This is a genomic window from Bacillus sp. GW823-FHT06A11 (genome assembly GCF_058795355.1).
The window spans coordinates 215,146-231,509 of sequence record NZ_JBXAHS010000001.1 but is presented as its reverse complement, the minus strand read 5'-3'; the positions used below and the strand labels follow the sequence as shown (position 1 = coordinate 231,509).

Annotated in this window: 15 protein-coding genes, 1 riboswitch and 2 other annotated features; of the genes, 11 read left to right on the top strand and 4 right to left on the bottom strand. The window is 33.4% G+C overall.

Going from position 1 to position 16,364, the window contains the following annotated elements; genetic code table 11:
* The first annotated feature begins 13 nt into the window (after window positions 1–13).
* Entirely contained in the window at window positions 14–763 is a 750-nt protein-coding gene (gene sfp, locus AC1Q8L_RS00990) for a 4'-phosphopantetheinyl transferase Sfp (protein WP_000572987.1), read from the top strand.
* Window positions 764–788: 25 nt separating this feature from the next.
* On the top strand, window positions 789–1,331 hold the full coding sequence (locus AC1Q8L_RS00985) for a hypothetical protein (RefSeq protein ID WP_000959120.1): 543 nt from the start codon (window positions 789–791) through the stop codon (window positions 1,329–1,331).
* 38 nt (window positions 1,332–1,369) lie between these two features.
* Here the strand turns inward: AC1Q8L_RS00985 and AC1Q8L_RS00980 are convergent, their stop codons facing one another.
* Complete coding sequence (locus AC1Q8L_RS00980) at window positions 1,370–1,642, bottom strand: HU family DNA-binding protein (RefSeq protein ID WP_001043905.1); 273 nt, start codon at window positions 1,640–1,642, stop codon at window positions 1,370–1,372.
* Window positions 1,643–1,846: 204 nt separating this feature from the next.
* Here AC1Q8L_RS00980 and AC1Q8L_RS00975 point away from each other — a divergent pair, with 204 nt between their 5' ends.
* Both AC1Q8L_RS00975 and AC1Q8L_RS00970 read left to right on the top strand, forming a co-directional pair.
* On the top strand, window positions 1,847–2,614 hold the full coding sequence (locus AC1Q8L_RS00975; RefSeq protein WP_000577301.1) for a DUF3891 family protein: 768 nt from the start codon (window positions 1,847–1,849) through the stop codon (window positions 2,612–2,614).
* 14 nt (window positions 2,615–2,628) lie between these two features.
* Window positions 2,629–3,153 carry a DinB family protein gene (locus tag AC1Q8L_RS00970; protein WP_000656263.1) on the top strand — a complete coding sequence of 175 codons (525 nt, stop codon included), beginning with the start codon at window positions 2,629–2,631 and terminating at the stop codon, window positions 3,151–3,153.
* Window positions 3,154–3,244: 91 nt separating this feature from the next.
* Here AC1Q8L_RS00970 and AC1Q8L_RS00965 read toward each other — a convergent pair whose 3' ends face one another.
* The 3 genes from AC1Q8L_RS00965 to AC1Q8L_RS00955 form a co-directional block, all read right to left on the bottom strand.
* A complete protein-coding gene (locus tag AC1Q8L_RS00965; protein WP_000790932.1) occupies window positions 3,245–4,438 on the bottom strand; it encodes a S8 family peptidase in 1,194 nt (397 codons plus the stop codon).
* A 232-nt stretch (window positions 4,439–4,670) separates the two neighbouring features.
* Window positions 4,671–6,038, bottom strand: coding sequence for an alanine/glycine:cation symporter family protein (locus AC1Q8L_RS00960; protein ID WP_000451040.1), 1,368 nt, complete (start codon window positions 6,036–6,038; stop codon window positions 4,671–4,673).
* 106 nt (window positions 6,039–6,144) lie between these two features.
* Window positions 6,145–6,265, bottom strand: a riboswitch (glycine riboswitch).
* Window positions 6,266–6,473: 208 nt separating this feature from the next.
* Complete coding sequence (locus AC1Q8L_RS00955; protein ID WP_001170865.1) at window positions 6,474–7,049, bottom strand: hypothetical protein; 576 nt, start codon at window positions 7,047–7,049, stop codon at window positions 6,474–6,476.
* A gap of 132 nt (window positions 7,050–7,181) precedes the next feature.
* Here AC1Q8L_RS00955 and AC1Q8L_RS00950 point away from each other — a divergent pair, with 132 nt between their 5' ends.
* The 7 genes from AC1Q8L_RS00950 (at window position 7,182) to AC1Q8L_RS00920 (ending at window position 16,326) form a co-directional block, all read left to right on the top strand.
* Window positions 7,182–7,526: a hypothetical protein gene (locus AC1Q8L_RS00950; RefSeq protein WP_003278183.1), complete on the top strand. Its 345-nt coding sequence runs from the start codon at window positions 7,182–7,184 to the stop codon at window positions 7,524–7,526.
* Between the two features lie 391 nt (window positions 7,527–7,917).
* Window positions 7,918–8,538, top strand: coding sequence for a YdbC family protein (locus tag AC1Q8L_RS00945; protein ID WP_000925176.1), 621 nt, complete (start codon window positions 7,918–7,920; stop codon window positions 8,536–8,538).
* A 185-nt stretch (window positions 8,539–8,723) separates the two neighbouring features.
* The gene (rluF, locus tag AC1Q8L_RS00940) at window positions 8,724–9,431 is read left to right on the top strand and encodes a 23S rRNA pseudouridine(2604) synthase RluF (protein ID WP_001222162.1); all 708 of its coding nucleotides are present in this window, start codon (window positions 8,724–8,726) and stop codon (window positions 9,429–9,431) included.
* A gap of 121 nt (window positions 9,432–9,552) precedes the next feature.
* Window positions 9,553–9,776 (top strand) — a binding site (T-box leader).
* Between the two features lie 36 nt (window positions 9,777–9,812).
* Window positions 9,813–10,034: a binding site (T-box leader), on the top strand.
* Window positions 10,035–10,078: 44 nt separating this feature from the next.
* Window positions 10,079–12,001, top strand: a complete 1,923-nt coding sequence (gene thrS, locus AC1Q8L_RS00935; RefSeq protein ID WP_000663044.1) for a threonine--tRNA ligase — start codon at window positions 10,079–10,081, stop codon at window positions 11,999–12,001.
* Between the two features lie 249 nt (window positions 12,002–12,250).
* Window positions 12,251–13,018, top strand: a complete 768-nt coding sequence (locus tag AC1Q8L_RS00930) for an ABC transporter ATP-binding protein (RefSeq protein ID WP_000106426.1) — start codon at window positions 12,251–12,253, stop codon at window positions 13,016–13,018.
* A gap of 12 nt (window positions 13,019–13,030) precedes the next feature.
* The gene (locus tag AC1Q8L_RS00925; protein WP_000897860.1) at window positions 13,031–14,911 is read left to right on the top strand and encodes an FtsX-like permease family protein; all 1,881 of its coding nucleotides are present in this window, start codon (window positions 13,031–13,033) and stop codon (window positions 14,909–14,911) included.
* A 143-nt stretch (window positions 14,912–15,054) separates the two neighbouring features.
* Window positions 15,055–16,326: an MFS transporter gene (locus AC1Q8L_RS00920; RefSeq protein ID WP_254904529.1), complete on the top strand. Its 1,272-nt coding sequence runs from the start codon at window positions 15,055–15,057 to the stop codon at window positions 16,324–16,326.
* Window positions 16,327–16,364: the final 38 nt, after the last annotated feature.

Here is a 16,364-nt window from a genome sequence, read left to right as displayed (position 1 = left end):
AAGGAGAGTTTACATGATAGAAAGTAAAGTTGCAGATTCTGTTCCAACTTTGAATGAGAATGATTGTCAAATATGGTGGGCAAGAATTTCAGATTTACAATCATGGCATTACAATTTACTAAATGATATAGAGCGAGAGAAAGCAAATTCGTATCATCATTCGGCAGATCGAGCTCGTTTTATAATAGGTTGCGTAATTAGTAGATTAGTTCTCGGCAAAATACTTTCTATGTCACCAGTCCAAGTACCAATTGATCGAATGTGCTCAGTATGTAAATTGCAACATGGTAGACCACAATTACCAGAAGGTATGCCGCAATTATCTGTTTCGCATTCAGGTGAGTGGGTTGTCGTTGCATTTACAAAATCTGCACCTGTTGGCATAGATGTAGAACAAATGAATCCAAATGTAGATGTTATGAAAATGGCAGAAGGTGTATTAACAGACATTGAAATAGTGCAAGTTATGAAACTACCAAATGAACAGAAAATAGAAGGTTTTTTAACATATTGGACTCGAAAAGAAGCGGTGCTGAAAGCGACAGGCGAAGGACTATTGATTCCACCAGTACATATTACAGTATCAGCTCCAAATACTCCTCCAAAATTGTTAGTTTTTAAAGATAAGCAAGAGTTGGCAGATAATACAATGATGGAAGATGTAAGGCCTAGTTTAGATTATATGGCTTCTGTTGCAGTATTCAGTAAGGAAGTGACTGAAATTACGCAATTAGACGCGGTAGCACTTTTAAATCTTAAATAAAAAAATTATAGAAGAGGTGTTCCTCATGTTAGTGGCGGAAAATAGAAAGAATGAATTCACTTATAACATACAAGCAATTAAAAATATTTTATTTTCTGGAGATACATCATCCATTCATGCTTTAGAAAAGCTTTTAAATGATACAGTTCAGTTTGATGTTCTTGAACAAGAGGCACTTGGTAGACAGTACATTCCGAAAGAAGCAAAGAATTTCTTTGATAAAGATGGAACATTTCTTTACCGTGTATCTAATGTTAGTTATAAAGGCAAGGTGTTATCTGAAAATCTAATTTTTGCAGACACTTCGTTTTTACCGGACGCAATAAAGAGTGAATTAGAGAGTGGAAATATTCCTGTTGAAAAGCTTATAGAAAAGATGGAAGTAAGAAGAAACGTATTATATGAAGGATATCAGCCATCTGGAAATATTATCGAATTGTTTGATGGATGTTCTGTTACAGCGAATGTGTATCCAACTAGAAAGTATCAAATTGTCAGTAACTGCAAATGTGTATTTTATATTTGTGAAGTGTATCATGCAGAGAATATAAAGCAATTGCTTAAATAAAAACAAGAAACCAGCCTATAAAATGGCTGGTTTCTTGTTTATTTAACAGCTTCTTTTAATTCTTTACCTGCTTTAAATGCAGGAACTTTACCAGCTGCGATTTGAATTTCTTCGCCAGTTTGCGGATTACGTCCTGTACGAGCAGATCTTTCGCGCACTTCAAAAGTTCCAAATCCGATTAATTGAACTTTATCGCCAGATTGTAATGCATTAGCAATTGTGTCAAATACGGATTGTACAGCTGCAGAAGCGTCCTTTTGAGAAATATCAGCTGATTGTGCTACGTTTTTAATTAATTCTGTTTTGTTCATGTTTTCACCTCATAAAAAAATTTTTGGAATGAATGTTTTAGTATAATAGATAGTAAAGATAAAGCTATCACTATGATTAGAAAGAATACTATATAATTATGTTAATTTCGTTGCAAGAGACTGAATCCCTTCTATTATTTGGGGATTAATTAAGAATCGATGCATATAAAAAGCTTTAGTATGAGGATGAGGGGGAGTATACGAATGATTTTTCGTGAAAAAAATGAGAAGGAAAGTATATTAATTCGTCAACATGATCATGGTTTTTTAGCTGGAGAGATTGCAAAGCATATAAAAGAACACTTTTTTGAAGGTAAAACATATTTAAAAGAAACAGTTGATGCAATATATGAGCATGACAGAGGATGGATAGAGCTTGATAAAGTACCAATTTTAAATGATGCTAAAAATATTCCATATACATTTATGGATTGTCCAAGCCCATTACGTTTTGTTTTTTATACGATTGGTTTGAATGAAATTGAAAATTCTAATCCATACGGGGCATTGCTTTGTAGTAAACATTTTTTATCATTTCCACTAAACGAGGAAGATGAAGAGATGATGTCATTTTATAAACATGAATTAGAACGACAAAAAAGAATCTTGAAAACGTTAACAAAGGAACAGTTTGCGATGTTCGATAAACATTATAGATTATTAAAGTTTTGTGATGAACTTTCTTTATACGTATGTATGAATAAGCCTGGTGTCAAAAAGAAAGATGAAATTGATTTATTTAAAGATGGTTTTGAAGGAACAGAAATGTTTAATAGTAAAGAGGAGAAACTTATTCAAGCTGAATGGGTGGATGAGGAAACAATTCGGATTACACCATTTCCATTTCAAACGGAATTTTATACGTATGTAAAATATAAAACGATAAATAAGCATGAAATGAAAGAAAAAGGGATTGCAAAGGCTGATAGAGAATCAGAAATGAAGAAACAAACCATTCGTTTCATACAATAAGGAGGTAATATAAATTGAAAGATTATATATTAAAACAGTGTGATTATCATGCTTGGGCTAATACAAGATTATTCAATCGATTAAAAGAGTTACCAAACTATGAGACCATTTTTAAGGAGCAGATACAGAGTGTATTTCCATCCATTAAGGATACTTTTGTGCATATTTATATTACAGATCAAGTGTGGTTACATATATTGCATGGTAAAAGTATGAATGAAGCAATACAAGACCGAGAAGATTTACGAAAACAAATTGAAACTAAATCGTTACATGAATTAGAAAAAATGTTTGAAAACATGGCAAATCAATATAAAGATTTTTTAATTACAATACAAGATGTGAATGCTGTATTTGTTATTGAGAATCCATATGTAGGGAAATTAGAAACTTCGATTTTAGAATTAGTGCAACATGTCGTAAATCATGGTACATATCATAGAGGAAATATAACAGCGATGATCCGTCAACTTGGTCATTCGTCGACAATGATGGATTTTGTACTGTATTTACATATGGTTAAAAAGCAGGGAGAGTAATATAGTTTGTAAGAAGGAGAGGCTTTAATTATAGAAGTCTCTCCTTCTATTTTATTCCGCATTCATGGTAGATCGACTGATTAAAGTTTTCTTAAGAAGCTTTATTTTCTTGTAATTGCTTAGCGTATTGTACAGCCTTATATGCATTGACTCTACCGTTTTTCCAGTACGTACCTGTACCACTAATTTTATCAGAAGTTGACTCAATAATTTGGCGAATTTGTGTATTACTATATCCTTGATTTGCTAAAAGAGCAGCGACTCCTGCAACATGAGGTGTTGCCATAGATGTACCACTTAATGATTGATACGTGCTTCCTTTATATGTTGAATATATATTTGAACCTGGTGCTGCAACATCTACCCAGCTACCATAAGTAGAAAATGAAGATTTTCTATCTGATTGATCTGTAGAACCAACTGCAATTACTTCGCTGTAATAAGCAGGGTAATTAGCTTTTGTATTTCCAGCATTTCCAGCAGCTGCAACTATAACAGAGCCTTTATTCCATGCATATTGAACGGCTTGTTGTAATGCAGTACCACCATTTGGAGCTCCTAAACTTAAACTAATTACTTTTGCACCCGAATCAGCAGCTTCTCGAATACCTTGCGCTACAGCATCAAGAGTACCACTTCCTTGATTATCTAATACGCGGACAGCATAAATTGAAGTTTGTGGGGCAACACCAGCAATTCCGACACTGTTATTCGTAAGTGCTCCAGTAATTCCAGCGCAATGTGTACCATGACCATTACCATCATCAGATGTATTGTCGTTATCAACATAATCATGCCCGTAAATTACTTTCGAAGCCAAATCAGGATGTGAACCTTGAACTCCTGTATCAATAATAGCTACTTTTACACCAGGATCACTTCGTTGGCTATCCCAAGCTTGTGGAGCTTGAATCTTTTGTAATCCATATTGATTTTTAAAATATGGGTCGTTTGGAGTCCAAAAGGCGTGAACGTAATAATTCGGTTCTGCATATTCTACATCTGGATTATTTTTATAACTCTTTATTTTTTCTTTTACAGTACCCTTTGAAAATTGTACGACTTCAAAACCTAACTTATCATCTTTAGATAAGACATTAGCTCCGACAGATTTATGAAAAGATTGCACATTACTTAAAGATGCATTTTGCTTGAACTTAACGATTAATTGGTTAGGAACGTAATCAGTAGATGATGTTTCAGCGCTTGAAGTATTTGTGTTAAAGAAGAAACCACCAATAATAAATGATAAAACAGATAGGAAAACAATGATTTTGTTTTTCAAAAGATTTTTCCTCCCTTTTCTTGGATGAGTTTTTCAGCGACACTTTAATGTCGCATTCCTTTTCAACTATATAGTTAGACCATACGATTTATGACATTTATGTGAAAAACTTTTGGAGGAATAAAAAGGAGTAAACATTGATATAAATATATTTTTAATGATAGTAATTAAGTAAAAGAGGGGATGAAAAAAGGAATGCTCATCATGTATGAGTCATTCCTTTTTTCATAGATTAACTTGCCTGTTTTTTATTATTTTCTTTCAATTTCTCTGCTTGTAAAAAGCGATTCGTTTCAGCAACAACAATACTACTTAATCCAATTAGACCAATTAAGTTTGGAATGGCCATAAGTCCATTTGCAATATCAGCAAATGTCCATACGATTCCTAGCTTTAAATTAGCACCAATTGCAATCATGACGATAAAGATTGCTTTATAATATTTAACAGCACTTTCTCCGAATAAATAAGCTACACATTTTTCTCCATAATACGACCAGCCTAAAATAGTAGAGTAGGCAAATAAAATAATTGCGATACCGAGAATCATACTACCAGCAGTACCAAATACAGATTTGAATGCAAGTGTTGTAGCTTCAACGCCAGTTTTACCAGATTTCCAAGCACCTGTAGTAATTAATACTAGTCCTGTAATTGTACATACAATAAACGTATCTAGAAAAGTACCAGTCATTGAAACTAAAGCTTGTTTTGCAGGTGAATCAGTTTTTGCAGCCGCAGCAGCAATTGGTGCACTCCCTAAACCAGCTTCGTTCGCAAATACACCACGCGCCATTCCAATTTGAATAGCTGATGCAACTGTTGACCCAATAAAACCACCAGCAGCTGCTGTACCATTAAATGCACCAGAAAAAATAAGTGAAAATGCTTCAGGAATTTGGTCGTAGTGATAGAAAATAATTATAAGACCAGCAATTATATAAAAGAAAGCTTTAATAGGAACGACATATCCCGTCACTTTCCCGATTTTTTTTACACCGCCTAAAATAACAATTGCGATTAAAAATGCCATTAGTATACCAGTTAAAGCAGGAGGGAAAGAGAAATTAATTCGCATTGCCTCTGCAACTGAATTAGATTGCACCATATTACCAATACCGAAAGAAGCAGTTGTACCGAATATAGCGAATAATACTGCTAGCCATTTCTTACCCAAACCACGTTCTAAATAATACATTGGCCCACCTGAATATTCACCATTTTCATTACTAACACGGTATTTCACTGCAAGTATTGCTTCAGCATACTTTGTTGCCATACCGAACAATGCGGTAATCCACATCCAAAATATTGCACCAGGTCCACCTATAGTGACAGCTGTTGCAACACCGGCTATATTTCCCATACCAATCGTTGCGGCCATAGCTGTCATGAGTGCTTGGAAGTGACTAATATCTCCAGAAGAAGAAGTATCTTCTGATTTTTTAAACGCTAGTTTGTGAGCGTATAATAGTTTACTAAACTGTAAACCTTTCAAACGCATTGTGAGAATGACACCAGTTCCAACGAGTAGCAACAAAGTTGGTAATCCCCACACGTATTGATTTAGTTGTTCTAATACTTTACTTACTGTCTCCATCTTTATTCTCCTTTTTTAGAAAAAATAAAAACCACTTCAAGTAAATGAAATGGTCTCTGGAGAAACAAGGGATAGAAAAATAAACCGATACAATCGGCTTTTTCTTTCGCTTGTCTCTGTCCTTTTACCTGAGAGATTATCCGCTAAAGTAGCGGATTTGCTCCTTCGGTGCTCGTTTTCCTCCGCGCTCTATAAAAGCGAGAGGGAGTCTCTCCAGAGATTCGTCCCCATGCAGTTCTACTTGTAACCAAGACCTGAGAGTTTCAAAGTTGGTATAACAACTTTTTGCCCCGTCGGTAGATCAATAGACCTTCTCCTGAATGGTTCATCCGAATTATAAAATTTATAAACACATTGATTGTAAATCAATAAAAATATTATAGACATACAAATTGTGAATTGCAATCATTTTTTATTTTAAAATAGTAAATAGTTTTATTTTTTTGTAAGTCCTAATTTATCTTCAACTTCATTTAAAGTAGATAAAGCGATGACAATATGTTGATCCGCAAGTCCTAAAGCTTGTTTTGTTTTTTCAATAGTTTCATTGGTTGGAATAGAGTTATTTGTTCCGTCTATAATCAAATTTGCTGCATTTTTCATGAAATTTGATGCGGATTTAAACTGAGTTGTGAATTGAATTAGTTGTTTTTGTATATCTATATCTGTGATGTTTTCTTCAATTTTAAGTGTGTCTATTTCGTTCATAATTGTTTCATACTGCTTGGAAACGGCATTCATTGTAACTAATAGTTTATTTCGATCTACTGAATCTCCATTCGTGTTAATCTCTTCCCAGGCAGGCAACCAATCTTTTTCAATGATTTCATTATAATTAGTAGTCAATTCATTAATTTTAGGTTGTAATTTCGTTTTGAAAGTTTTTGTATCCGCTGTTTCTACAGGTGCTTTTTCGTTGTTATTTTTAACATTAGTAACGTAGAAAATTGTACCGAAAATGATGAAAATAGAAATAATAACTGTCCATTTAGTAAAAAGTAATTTCTGCAATATGTAACGCCTCCAAAATTTAAAAACTTATAATTATAATATATAACAATAATGTTGTTTGGAGTAGAGAAAATAGGTTGGAAATGATTTAAATTATATCTTTTCTATACATAAATAATTAAAGTTAGTAAAATGATGAAAGTTATATGTGAGAAAAGAGGGTTTTTAGTGAAAATGAATAGAAGAAAACTAGTTTCAAGTATTTCAATGGCTATGTTATTAGTTGGTGTAATTGCATTCATATTTATGAATAAAGAATCTAAAATTAAAGGTTTTCCAGTACCAATGTCAGCAATTCATATTAACGATGATAAGGAAGAGGATTATCAATATATAAGTGTAATGCCAATTACAAAGGCGAGTGGATGGGAGAACTTAGGGGAAAACGGGCATACTGTTAGTTTTAAAAAGGGGGAGCGGAAGGTAACTGTATTACATTATCCAGGAGAAATTACGTATTATTTGTTTGAAAAATAATTGATGATAAAAGAGATAGGGAGTAGATGATAATGTAAGATTGTTTACTTTCTATCTTTTTTGGATTTTAATTCTGAATTGTTTGAATTAAAATTATTATGCGTATAGTATAAAATAATATGTTTTATTGAATGATATAGATAATCGGTAATACATAATAATATTATGTAAACTATAAACAGGGTAAGAAAGCAAGAGATTTTAATTTTTATATTTTAGATGTATTTTTACACGGTAAGTATTCCAATAATCAACTTACAACATTTACGGAGGGCATCAAACTTTGAATAAGTAATGGAGTTGATAACAAAATAAATTAACGTTTGTGTATATGGAAAAATAGAAAGTATGGCGAGTGGGAAATGGATCGAATCATAAGGGGGAATTAAAAATGTTACTAAAAACAATCTACTGTAAGGTGGAAGAAGAGAAAAAAGAATTGTTTTCCAGTGCGCAAGAAAAATGGCGTGATATACAACACCTAGAGGGTTTTCATGGACAATTTGGTGGATGGAATGAAGATGAGGCATGTGTATTTACTTTATGGGAAGATAGAAGTGTATATCAATCATTTATGAATGGAGCTCACGATACAATTTATTTAAATAGTAATCAAGAGGATACGTTTCTTTCATGTGAAATTGAATTATTTCAAACGTTGTATGATATAACTGATATGCATTTGAAAGACGTTGTAATAGAGGGGGCATTCGTAAGAGTTGCTATATGTGATGTAAAGTTGGAAAAGGAAAAGTATTTTTTACATAAGCAAGAAACAATTTGGAATAAAGGAATGGAAAAAGCAAAAGGAATGCTAGGTGGAGTAGTTGGGAAGTCTTTAAAAAATGAAAATCGTTACATAGTGTTAACGTATTGGAAAGATGAAATAGCGCACCAACATTATGTGGAAGAGATTTTCCCAGATTTATATAAATTAGCTAATATTCATGAAGATATAGAAAAGATACAAGGAAAACAAGCTGTATGTAAGGAAGAATGGCTTGTATATTAAACGATGAAAAAGTGCATAAATGATTGTATAATAACGATATTTTCTTATAAACAACTAATTAATAGAAGACGTTATATACCCTTTCATGTTAATATATTTAAGTTATAATAGGAGGCTTACCCTTTTGTATTGTACGGTAGAAGCAGTGTGAGCTTGAAATTTTTTTAGAAAAGGATGTGCCTAATTTGCGTATCAATAAATTTATTAGTGAAGCTGGAAAAGCGTCTCGACGTGGAGCGGATAAACTAATTAATGAGAGAAGAGTAATTATTAACGGTAAGGTTGCAAAAATTGGTGACCAAGTGAACCCAGGTGATGATGTACGAGTAAATGGAGAGCAGCTTCGAATTGCTCGAGATCACGTATATATCGCTTTAAATAAACCAGTAGGTATTACATGTACGAGTGAAAAAGCTGTAAAAGGTAATATTATCGATTTAGTGAACCATCCTTTACGAATTAGTCACATTGGACGTCTTGATAAAGACTCAGACGGTTTAATTTTATTAACGAATGATGGTGATATTGTTAATGAAATTTTACGTGCTGAAAACAAACATGAGAAAGAATATATCGTTTCAGTAGATAAGCCAATTACACCTGATTTCTTAGAGAAAATGGCAGCGGGTGTTAAAATTTTAGGAACAAAAACGCTTCCTTGTGAGGTTACACAGTTATCAAAATATGAGTTCCAAATTATTTTAACACAAGGGCTAAATCGTCAAATTCGCCGTATGTGTGAAGCTTTAGGTTATCAAGTATACACGTTAAAACGTACGAGAATTATGAATATCGAATTGAATAATTTACCAGTTGGGCAGTGGAGAGATTTAACGAAGAAAGAGAAAAGACGTCTATTTGCAGACTTAAATTACGAACCACAAGATTGGTAAAATTGTGAAGTGAAACCAAAAAAATTTGGTTTCACTTTTTTAATTAAATAAATAATTTTTTTAAACACTTGCAAAAATAAAATGAATAAGATATATTAAATAACAATAAATGGATGTTTTACAAAAAGCAAAGAAAAGGACACGAGTTATTTTACCCGGTTATACAGAGAAGGAAGGAGAGCTGAGAACTTCCTAACGCAGAAAAATAACTTACCACCTTAGAGCTGCACTAGGGAAATTAAGTATCTAGTGCCGTGTATGCGACGTTATCGCAAAAGAAGCCATTATGTTTTTTGTGATGGGAATCTGGGTGGAACCACGGATATAAGCATATTCGTCCCTATATTTAGGGATGAATATGCTTTTTTGCATTCAATTTCATAATAAGCGAAGAAAAGGACACGAGTTATTTTACCCGGTTATACAGAGAAGGAAGGAAAGCTGAGAACTTCCTAACGCAGAAAAATAACTTACCACCTTAGAGCTGCACTGGGGAAATTAAGTATCTAGTGCCGTATAAACGACGTTACCGTAAAAGAAGCCATTGCATTTTGTGATGGGAATCTGGGTGGAACCACGGGTATAAGCACGCTCGTCCCTATTTTAGGGATGAGTGTGCTTTTTATTATGAAATGGAGAGATGAAAAATGAAAGAACAAATGATTGAAATTAAATTTCCAGATGGTAGCGTGAAAGAATTTGGAAAAGGAATTACTTTAGAAGAAATTGCGGGATCTATTAGTAGTAGTTTGAAAAAGAAAGCAGTCGCGGGGAAAGTAAATGATGGATTATATGATTTACGCCGAAATATTGAAGAAAATGCGGAAGTAGAAATCATTACTATAGATTCAAATGAAGGTGTAGAAATTGCAAGACACTCTGCGGCACATATTTTAGCGCAAGCTGTAAAAAGAATGTATGGTGATATAAATCTTGGGGTAGGGCCTGTTATTGAAAATGGATTTTATTATGATATGGATCTTCCAAGTAGTGTAAACATAGAAGATTTACGAAAAATCGAAAAAGAAATGAAAAAGATTATAAATGAAAATATAAAGATAGAACGAGTTGAGGTTTCTCGAGAAGAAGCAGCAAAACTGTTTCAAGAAATGAACGATCGCTTGAAATTAGAACTTTTAGAAGCAATTCCTAGTGGGGAAAGTGTAACACTATATAAACAAGGTGAATTTGTAGATTTATGTAGAGGGCCACATTTACCATCAACAGGTTATTTGAAAGCATTTCAATTAACTCACGTTTCCGGTGCATATTGGCGAGGTGATAGTAATAACCAAGTGCTTCAGCGCATATATGGTGTTGCATTCTCTTCTCAAAAAGAATTAGAAGAGTATTTACATTTCGTTGAAGAAGCAGCAAAAAGAAATCATCGTAAGTTAGGCAATGAGCTTGAGTTATTTATGTTTTCTGAAGAGGCTCCGGGAATGCCGTTTTATTTACCGAAAGGACAAATGATTCGTAACGAATTGGAAGCATTTTTAAGAGGAATTCAAAAAGAGTACAATTATCAAGAAGTACGCACTCCGTTCATGATGAACCAAGAAGTATGGGAGAGATCAGGGCACTGGGGACATTATAAAGATAATATGTATTTCTCTGAAGTAGATAATAAAAGTTTTGCATTAAAACCGATGAACTGCCCAGGGCACATGCTTATGTTTAAAAATAAATTGCATTCTTATCGTGAATTACCGATTCGTATGTGTGAATTCGGTCAAGTACATCGCCATGAATTTAGTGGTGCGTTAAACGGATTATTAAGAGTACGTACTTTCTGCCAAGATGATGCACATTTATTTGTAACTCCAAAACAAATTGAAAATGAAATCAAATCCGTAATGGCGCAAATTGATTACGTATATAAAACTTTTGGATTCGAATATGAAGTAGAGCTTTCTACTCGTCCAGAAGATTCAATGGGTGACGATAAATTATGGGAGCAAGCAGAAGCAGCATTAGAAAATGTATTACAATCGCTAAATTATAAATATAGACTAAATGAAGGTGACGGTGCATTTTACGGGCCGAAAATTGATTTTCATATTAAAGATGCTTTAAATAGAAGTCACCAGTGCGGAACAATCCAGCTTGATTTCCAAATGCCAGAGAAATTTGATTTAAATTATATAGATGAAAATAATGAAAAGAAAAGACCAGTTGTTATTCACAGGGCAGTTTTAGGGTCATTAGATCGCTTCTTAGCAATATTAATTGAGCACTTTGGAGGGGCGTTCCCGGCATGGGTGGCACCAGTTCAAGTGAAAGTAATTCCAGTTTCAAATGCAGTACATGAACAATATGCCAATGAGATTGCACATAAATTAGCACAAGCTGGAGTTCGTGTTGAAGAGGATGCACGAGATGAAAAATTAGGATATAAAATAAGAGAAGCACAAATGCAAAAAGTACCGTATATTCTTGTTATTGGGGATAAGGAAATGGAAAACGGAGCTGTAAATGTACGTAAATATGGAGAAGAGAAGTCAGAAGTTGTTGCGCTAGATGTATTTGTGGCAAGTATTGAAGAAGAAATAAAGAATAGAAAATATTGATTGTAAAGAAAACACACTATTAGAAATTAGTGTGTTTTCTTTTTTATCTTACAAAAATGTAAGGTAAATGTAAGCGAAATCGAGGGAACGAGTTGTAGAAAAATGAGAATATGAAGTAGGAAATAGGTTCATGTTAAGGGTGTAACTCTTATTGGATGAATAATTAAAAAATTCTTAAGAATTTACATGACAAAATAATAAGAAATATGTGAGAAATTGATTTTATACAAAAGGGATGGAGTGAAAGAGATGTCAACAAATGTAGTTACTGTAGAAAGTGTAGAAAAAACGTATGGGAAAAGAAATGAGAATCAGTCAAAAGCATTAAGAGGCGTATCGTTAAGTATTAAAGAAGGAGAATTTGTCGGGATCATGGGGCCTTCTGGATCTGGAAAAACGACATTACTTAATGTGATAAGTACACTTGACCAGGCGACAGGTGGTAGTGTGACGATAGCTGGTACAAATATTACTTCTATGAAAGGTAATGCATTATCAGATTTTCGATCTCAAAAATTAGGTTTTATCTTTCAAGATTTTAACTTACTAGAAAATTTATCAATTTATGAAAATATCGCTTTACCACTTTCTTTGCAAGGCGTACCATCAAGTGAGATTACTGGAAAGGTAAATGACGTTGCGAAGAAATTAGGCATCACTGAAATTTTAACAAAATATCCGACGGCTGTTTCTGGGGGACAAAAGCAAAGAACAGCGGCGGCAAGAGCTTTAGTACATAATCCAGCAATTGTATTAGCAGATGAACCGACAGGAGCGCTTGATAGTAAAAATGCAAAAAGTTTATTAGAAGCGATGCAAGATTTACATGAAAATCATAATGTAAGTATTTTGATGGTTACACACGATGCATTTAGTGCAAGTTATTGTGAGCGTATTTTATTTATTCAAGATGGTCTTCTTTATAAAGAATTAAATCGTCAAGGCACTCGAGAGAATTTCTATCAAGACATTTTAGGTGTGCTCGCTCATATGGGCTCAGCTGCTGAGTCTAAGTAGGGGGGCGAAACTATGTTATTTAAATTATCACGTCATAGTATGAAAAAGATGTTAAAAGATTACATGGTTTTACTTATTGGCCTCGTTATTAGTATTAGTATTTTCTACATGTTCCAAACAATGGCGATGAATAGTGAATTTACGAAAGATAATAGCCTAATTAGTAGTATTAGACTCGTCTTTTGGGTAGGTGCAATACTATTATCTTTCATTACTGTATTTTATATTATATATGCCAACTCTTTCTTACTCACGTTAAGAAGAAAAGAACTCGGTATGTACATGATGCTTGGTGCAAAAAAGAAAAAAGTAGCACAGTTATTATTTATTGAAACATTCGGTATGGGTATTGTCAGTATTATTATCGGTATTTTAGTAGGGATGTTACTTGCAAGTGTAGCAGGAAACTTTTTAATGAATGGAATGGAAATTTCAGCAAAAGGTAGTTATGCATCTGTATACACACCAGCAATTTTAGTTACAGCTATTTTCTTCTTAATACTATTTTTCATTACTGGCTTAATGAACAGTGTCCGATTGTTACGTAAAACTGAACTAGAGTTAATTCGTGAAGATGAAACACTAGATGAAGTAAAGAAAAGTAAAACTCGCATTATTATAATGACAGTACTTGGTGTATTACTAGTAAGTACAGGGTACTATTTTATGATCAATGTAAAAATATATGCTGAATTAGGTTTTATTATAGCAACCATCGTTACAACACTTGGAACATATTTTATCTTTAGTTCATTACTCCCATTTTTTGTGATGAAAATTAAGGGGAATAAAAAACGAAATGAAACTGGTCTAAATAGTTTTACATATGCACAGCTACGCTTTCGAGTAAATAGTTTATCGAGAGTATTAGGTACTGTAGCAATGTTAATTGCATTAGGCGCAGGTGCGATGACGGCAGGTATGGCTTTCCAAAAAAATGTAGGTATTATGACAGACTTTTCTCGTGTATATGATGTTGTAATTCATGATCCGAATGATCAAGACAAAGCTGCCTTAAAAGAAATGGAAATTGTTGAAGAAAGCAAGTACAACTATAAAGTAGATGGAGAAGCGGTTTATTATTTACGTAACGACTTAACTGCGAAACCACCACTTGTTTCAGACCATTTTGATACAAAAACGTTAAAAGAGCCTGTTCGTAAACGTGTGACTGAGCCTTTAACTGAACCTGTATATTCAGCTTTAGAGGCTCCTGAATTAGCAAAATTCCCTCAAATGCCAAAGGATTGGGAAGACGCAGTTGTAAGAGAGATACAAATTACGCATAATCAATTTAGCGGAAAACCAGTAAGAATTGCAGACGAAGAGCATTATAAAGGAATTCAAGGAACAGAACACACTGTAATATTAGCAAAAGTAGATGATATGAAAAAATATAAACCGTTATTGATCGAAATAGACAAGAGACAAAAAGCACAAATTGAAAAAGCAACAGGTGAAAAGGTAGACTTATTTACGAAAATGACAATTTATCAGTTTATGAACAGCTTCATGAGCGGAACAATGTTTATGGGATTTTTCCTCGGAATTGCCTTTTTAGCAATGATGGCAAGTTCCCTTATGTTCAAAATATTAACAGGTGCTTCTCGCGACGTACGCCGTTATGAAATGTTACGAAAAATTGGTGTGAGACGCAGTATGTTAACGAAAAGTATATATAAAGAAATTTCATATTTATTTATCTTCCCAGCGATCATTGGCATTTCTCACGTTTTAGTAGGGCTTAACTTATTTAGCTTTATATTAGTTGACCCGTTTGTGAAAGTGTGGGTGCCAATAGGGATTTTCTTAGTCATTTATTTCATTTATTACTGGATAACTGTTCAACTTTATAAAGGTATGGTAATGCCGAAAGAAGAGGTAGCTAAATAGTTTATGAAAAGAGTCCTTGTGTTGAGAATAAGGGCTCTTTTTTTATGTTTTTTATAAAGAAGGAAAAGATTGGATAATGGTCGAAAAATATAATGTAACTTCCAAGAAATGACTAAAACAATACTATTTTGTCGAGAGAAAGGATACGAAGTATGAAAGAAATGCTACAGTTATTTCGCAACAAAGTGTATGCACGTTTTTTTCTAGCAAATATTTTAGAGCGACTCGGTTCTATGATTGCTGGAATTTCTTTAATGTTTTATTTGCTAGATCAATACGGAAAACAACCAGTTTACGCAACGATGACACAAATTATGATTGCATTACCTGCATTAATCTTTTTTCTATTGGTAGGGACAGTAGTGGATCGATTTGATAGACAACGTATATGTACAGTAAGTAACATATGTTGCTCGCTCTGTAATATTGGAATCCTAATTTCGCTTTATTACGGGATGATTATACTTGTCTTTATATTTTTATTTTTGGAAAATGCGTGTATACAATTTTTCTCTCCAGCAGAACAATCGATGATACAGGGAGTAGTTGAATCAGACCAATACGGTGCAGCAGCGGGTATTAATCAAATGGTAAATAGTTTGTATGCTTTGTTTGGTGTAGGAATTGCAACGATGGTGTACTGGACTTTTGGAATTTACGGGAGCATTTTAGTAAATACGCTCACTTTTATTATGAGTGGTATTTTGATTCAAACAATCTCCATTCCAGAAAAAGTTCGTTTACCAAATGGTAGAACAAAATGGAAAGAAGTTAATTTGAAGATGTTAATAACAGAGTTTAAAGAAGGGATTAGGTATATATACCAAAATGAAACTTTAAAAAAATTACTTTTAGGATTTATCGTATTTGGATTATTAAATGGTGTTTTAAGTGTATCCACTACTTACATATTAAAATACAAACTAGCTCCAGAAACGTATGAAAGTTTAGCAATGGTGGGCGGTGTAGTTGGAGGGATTTCATTACTAATTGGAAGCATAGTAGCAACGAGTATAGGTAAGAAATATGCGCCAAAATCTATTATAGTTTTTGGTATGGCAGGCTCAGGAGTCTTCTTTGGTATGTGTTACTTTGTAAATTACGTATGGACTTTTTATGTATGTATCGCTTTAGCGACATTCTTTTTACCGTTTATTAATGTTGCAATATCAGGATGGATGTATGAGATCGTAGAAGAATCGTTTATGGGGCGTGTTCAAAGTTTGCTAAGTCCATTAACGACAGGGTTTCAATTGTTATCTCTTGGAGCGATAGCTATGTTATTCCCAAAATGGATTGAGGCGGATACTTTGTATATTATTTTATTTGGTTTATTATTTTTTGTTACGTGTTTATACCAAGCTATTTTACCTAGTGGGCAAAAGCGAGTACATGTTGTAGCTAAAGAGATGTGACATATTTAGCTCTTTTTGTTTCTAGATATTCTATCGAA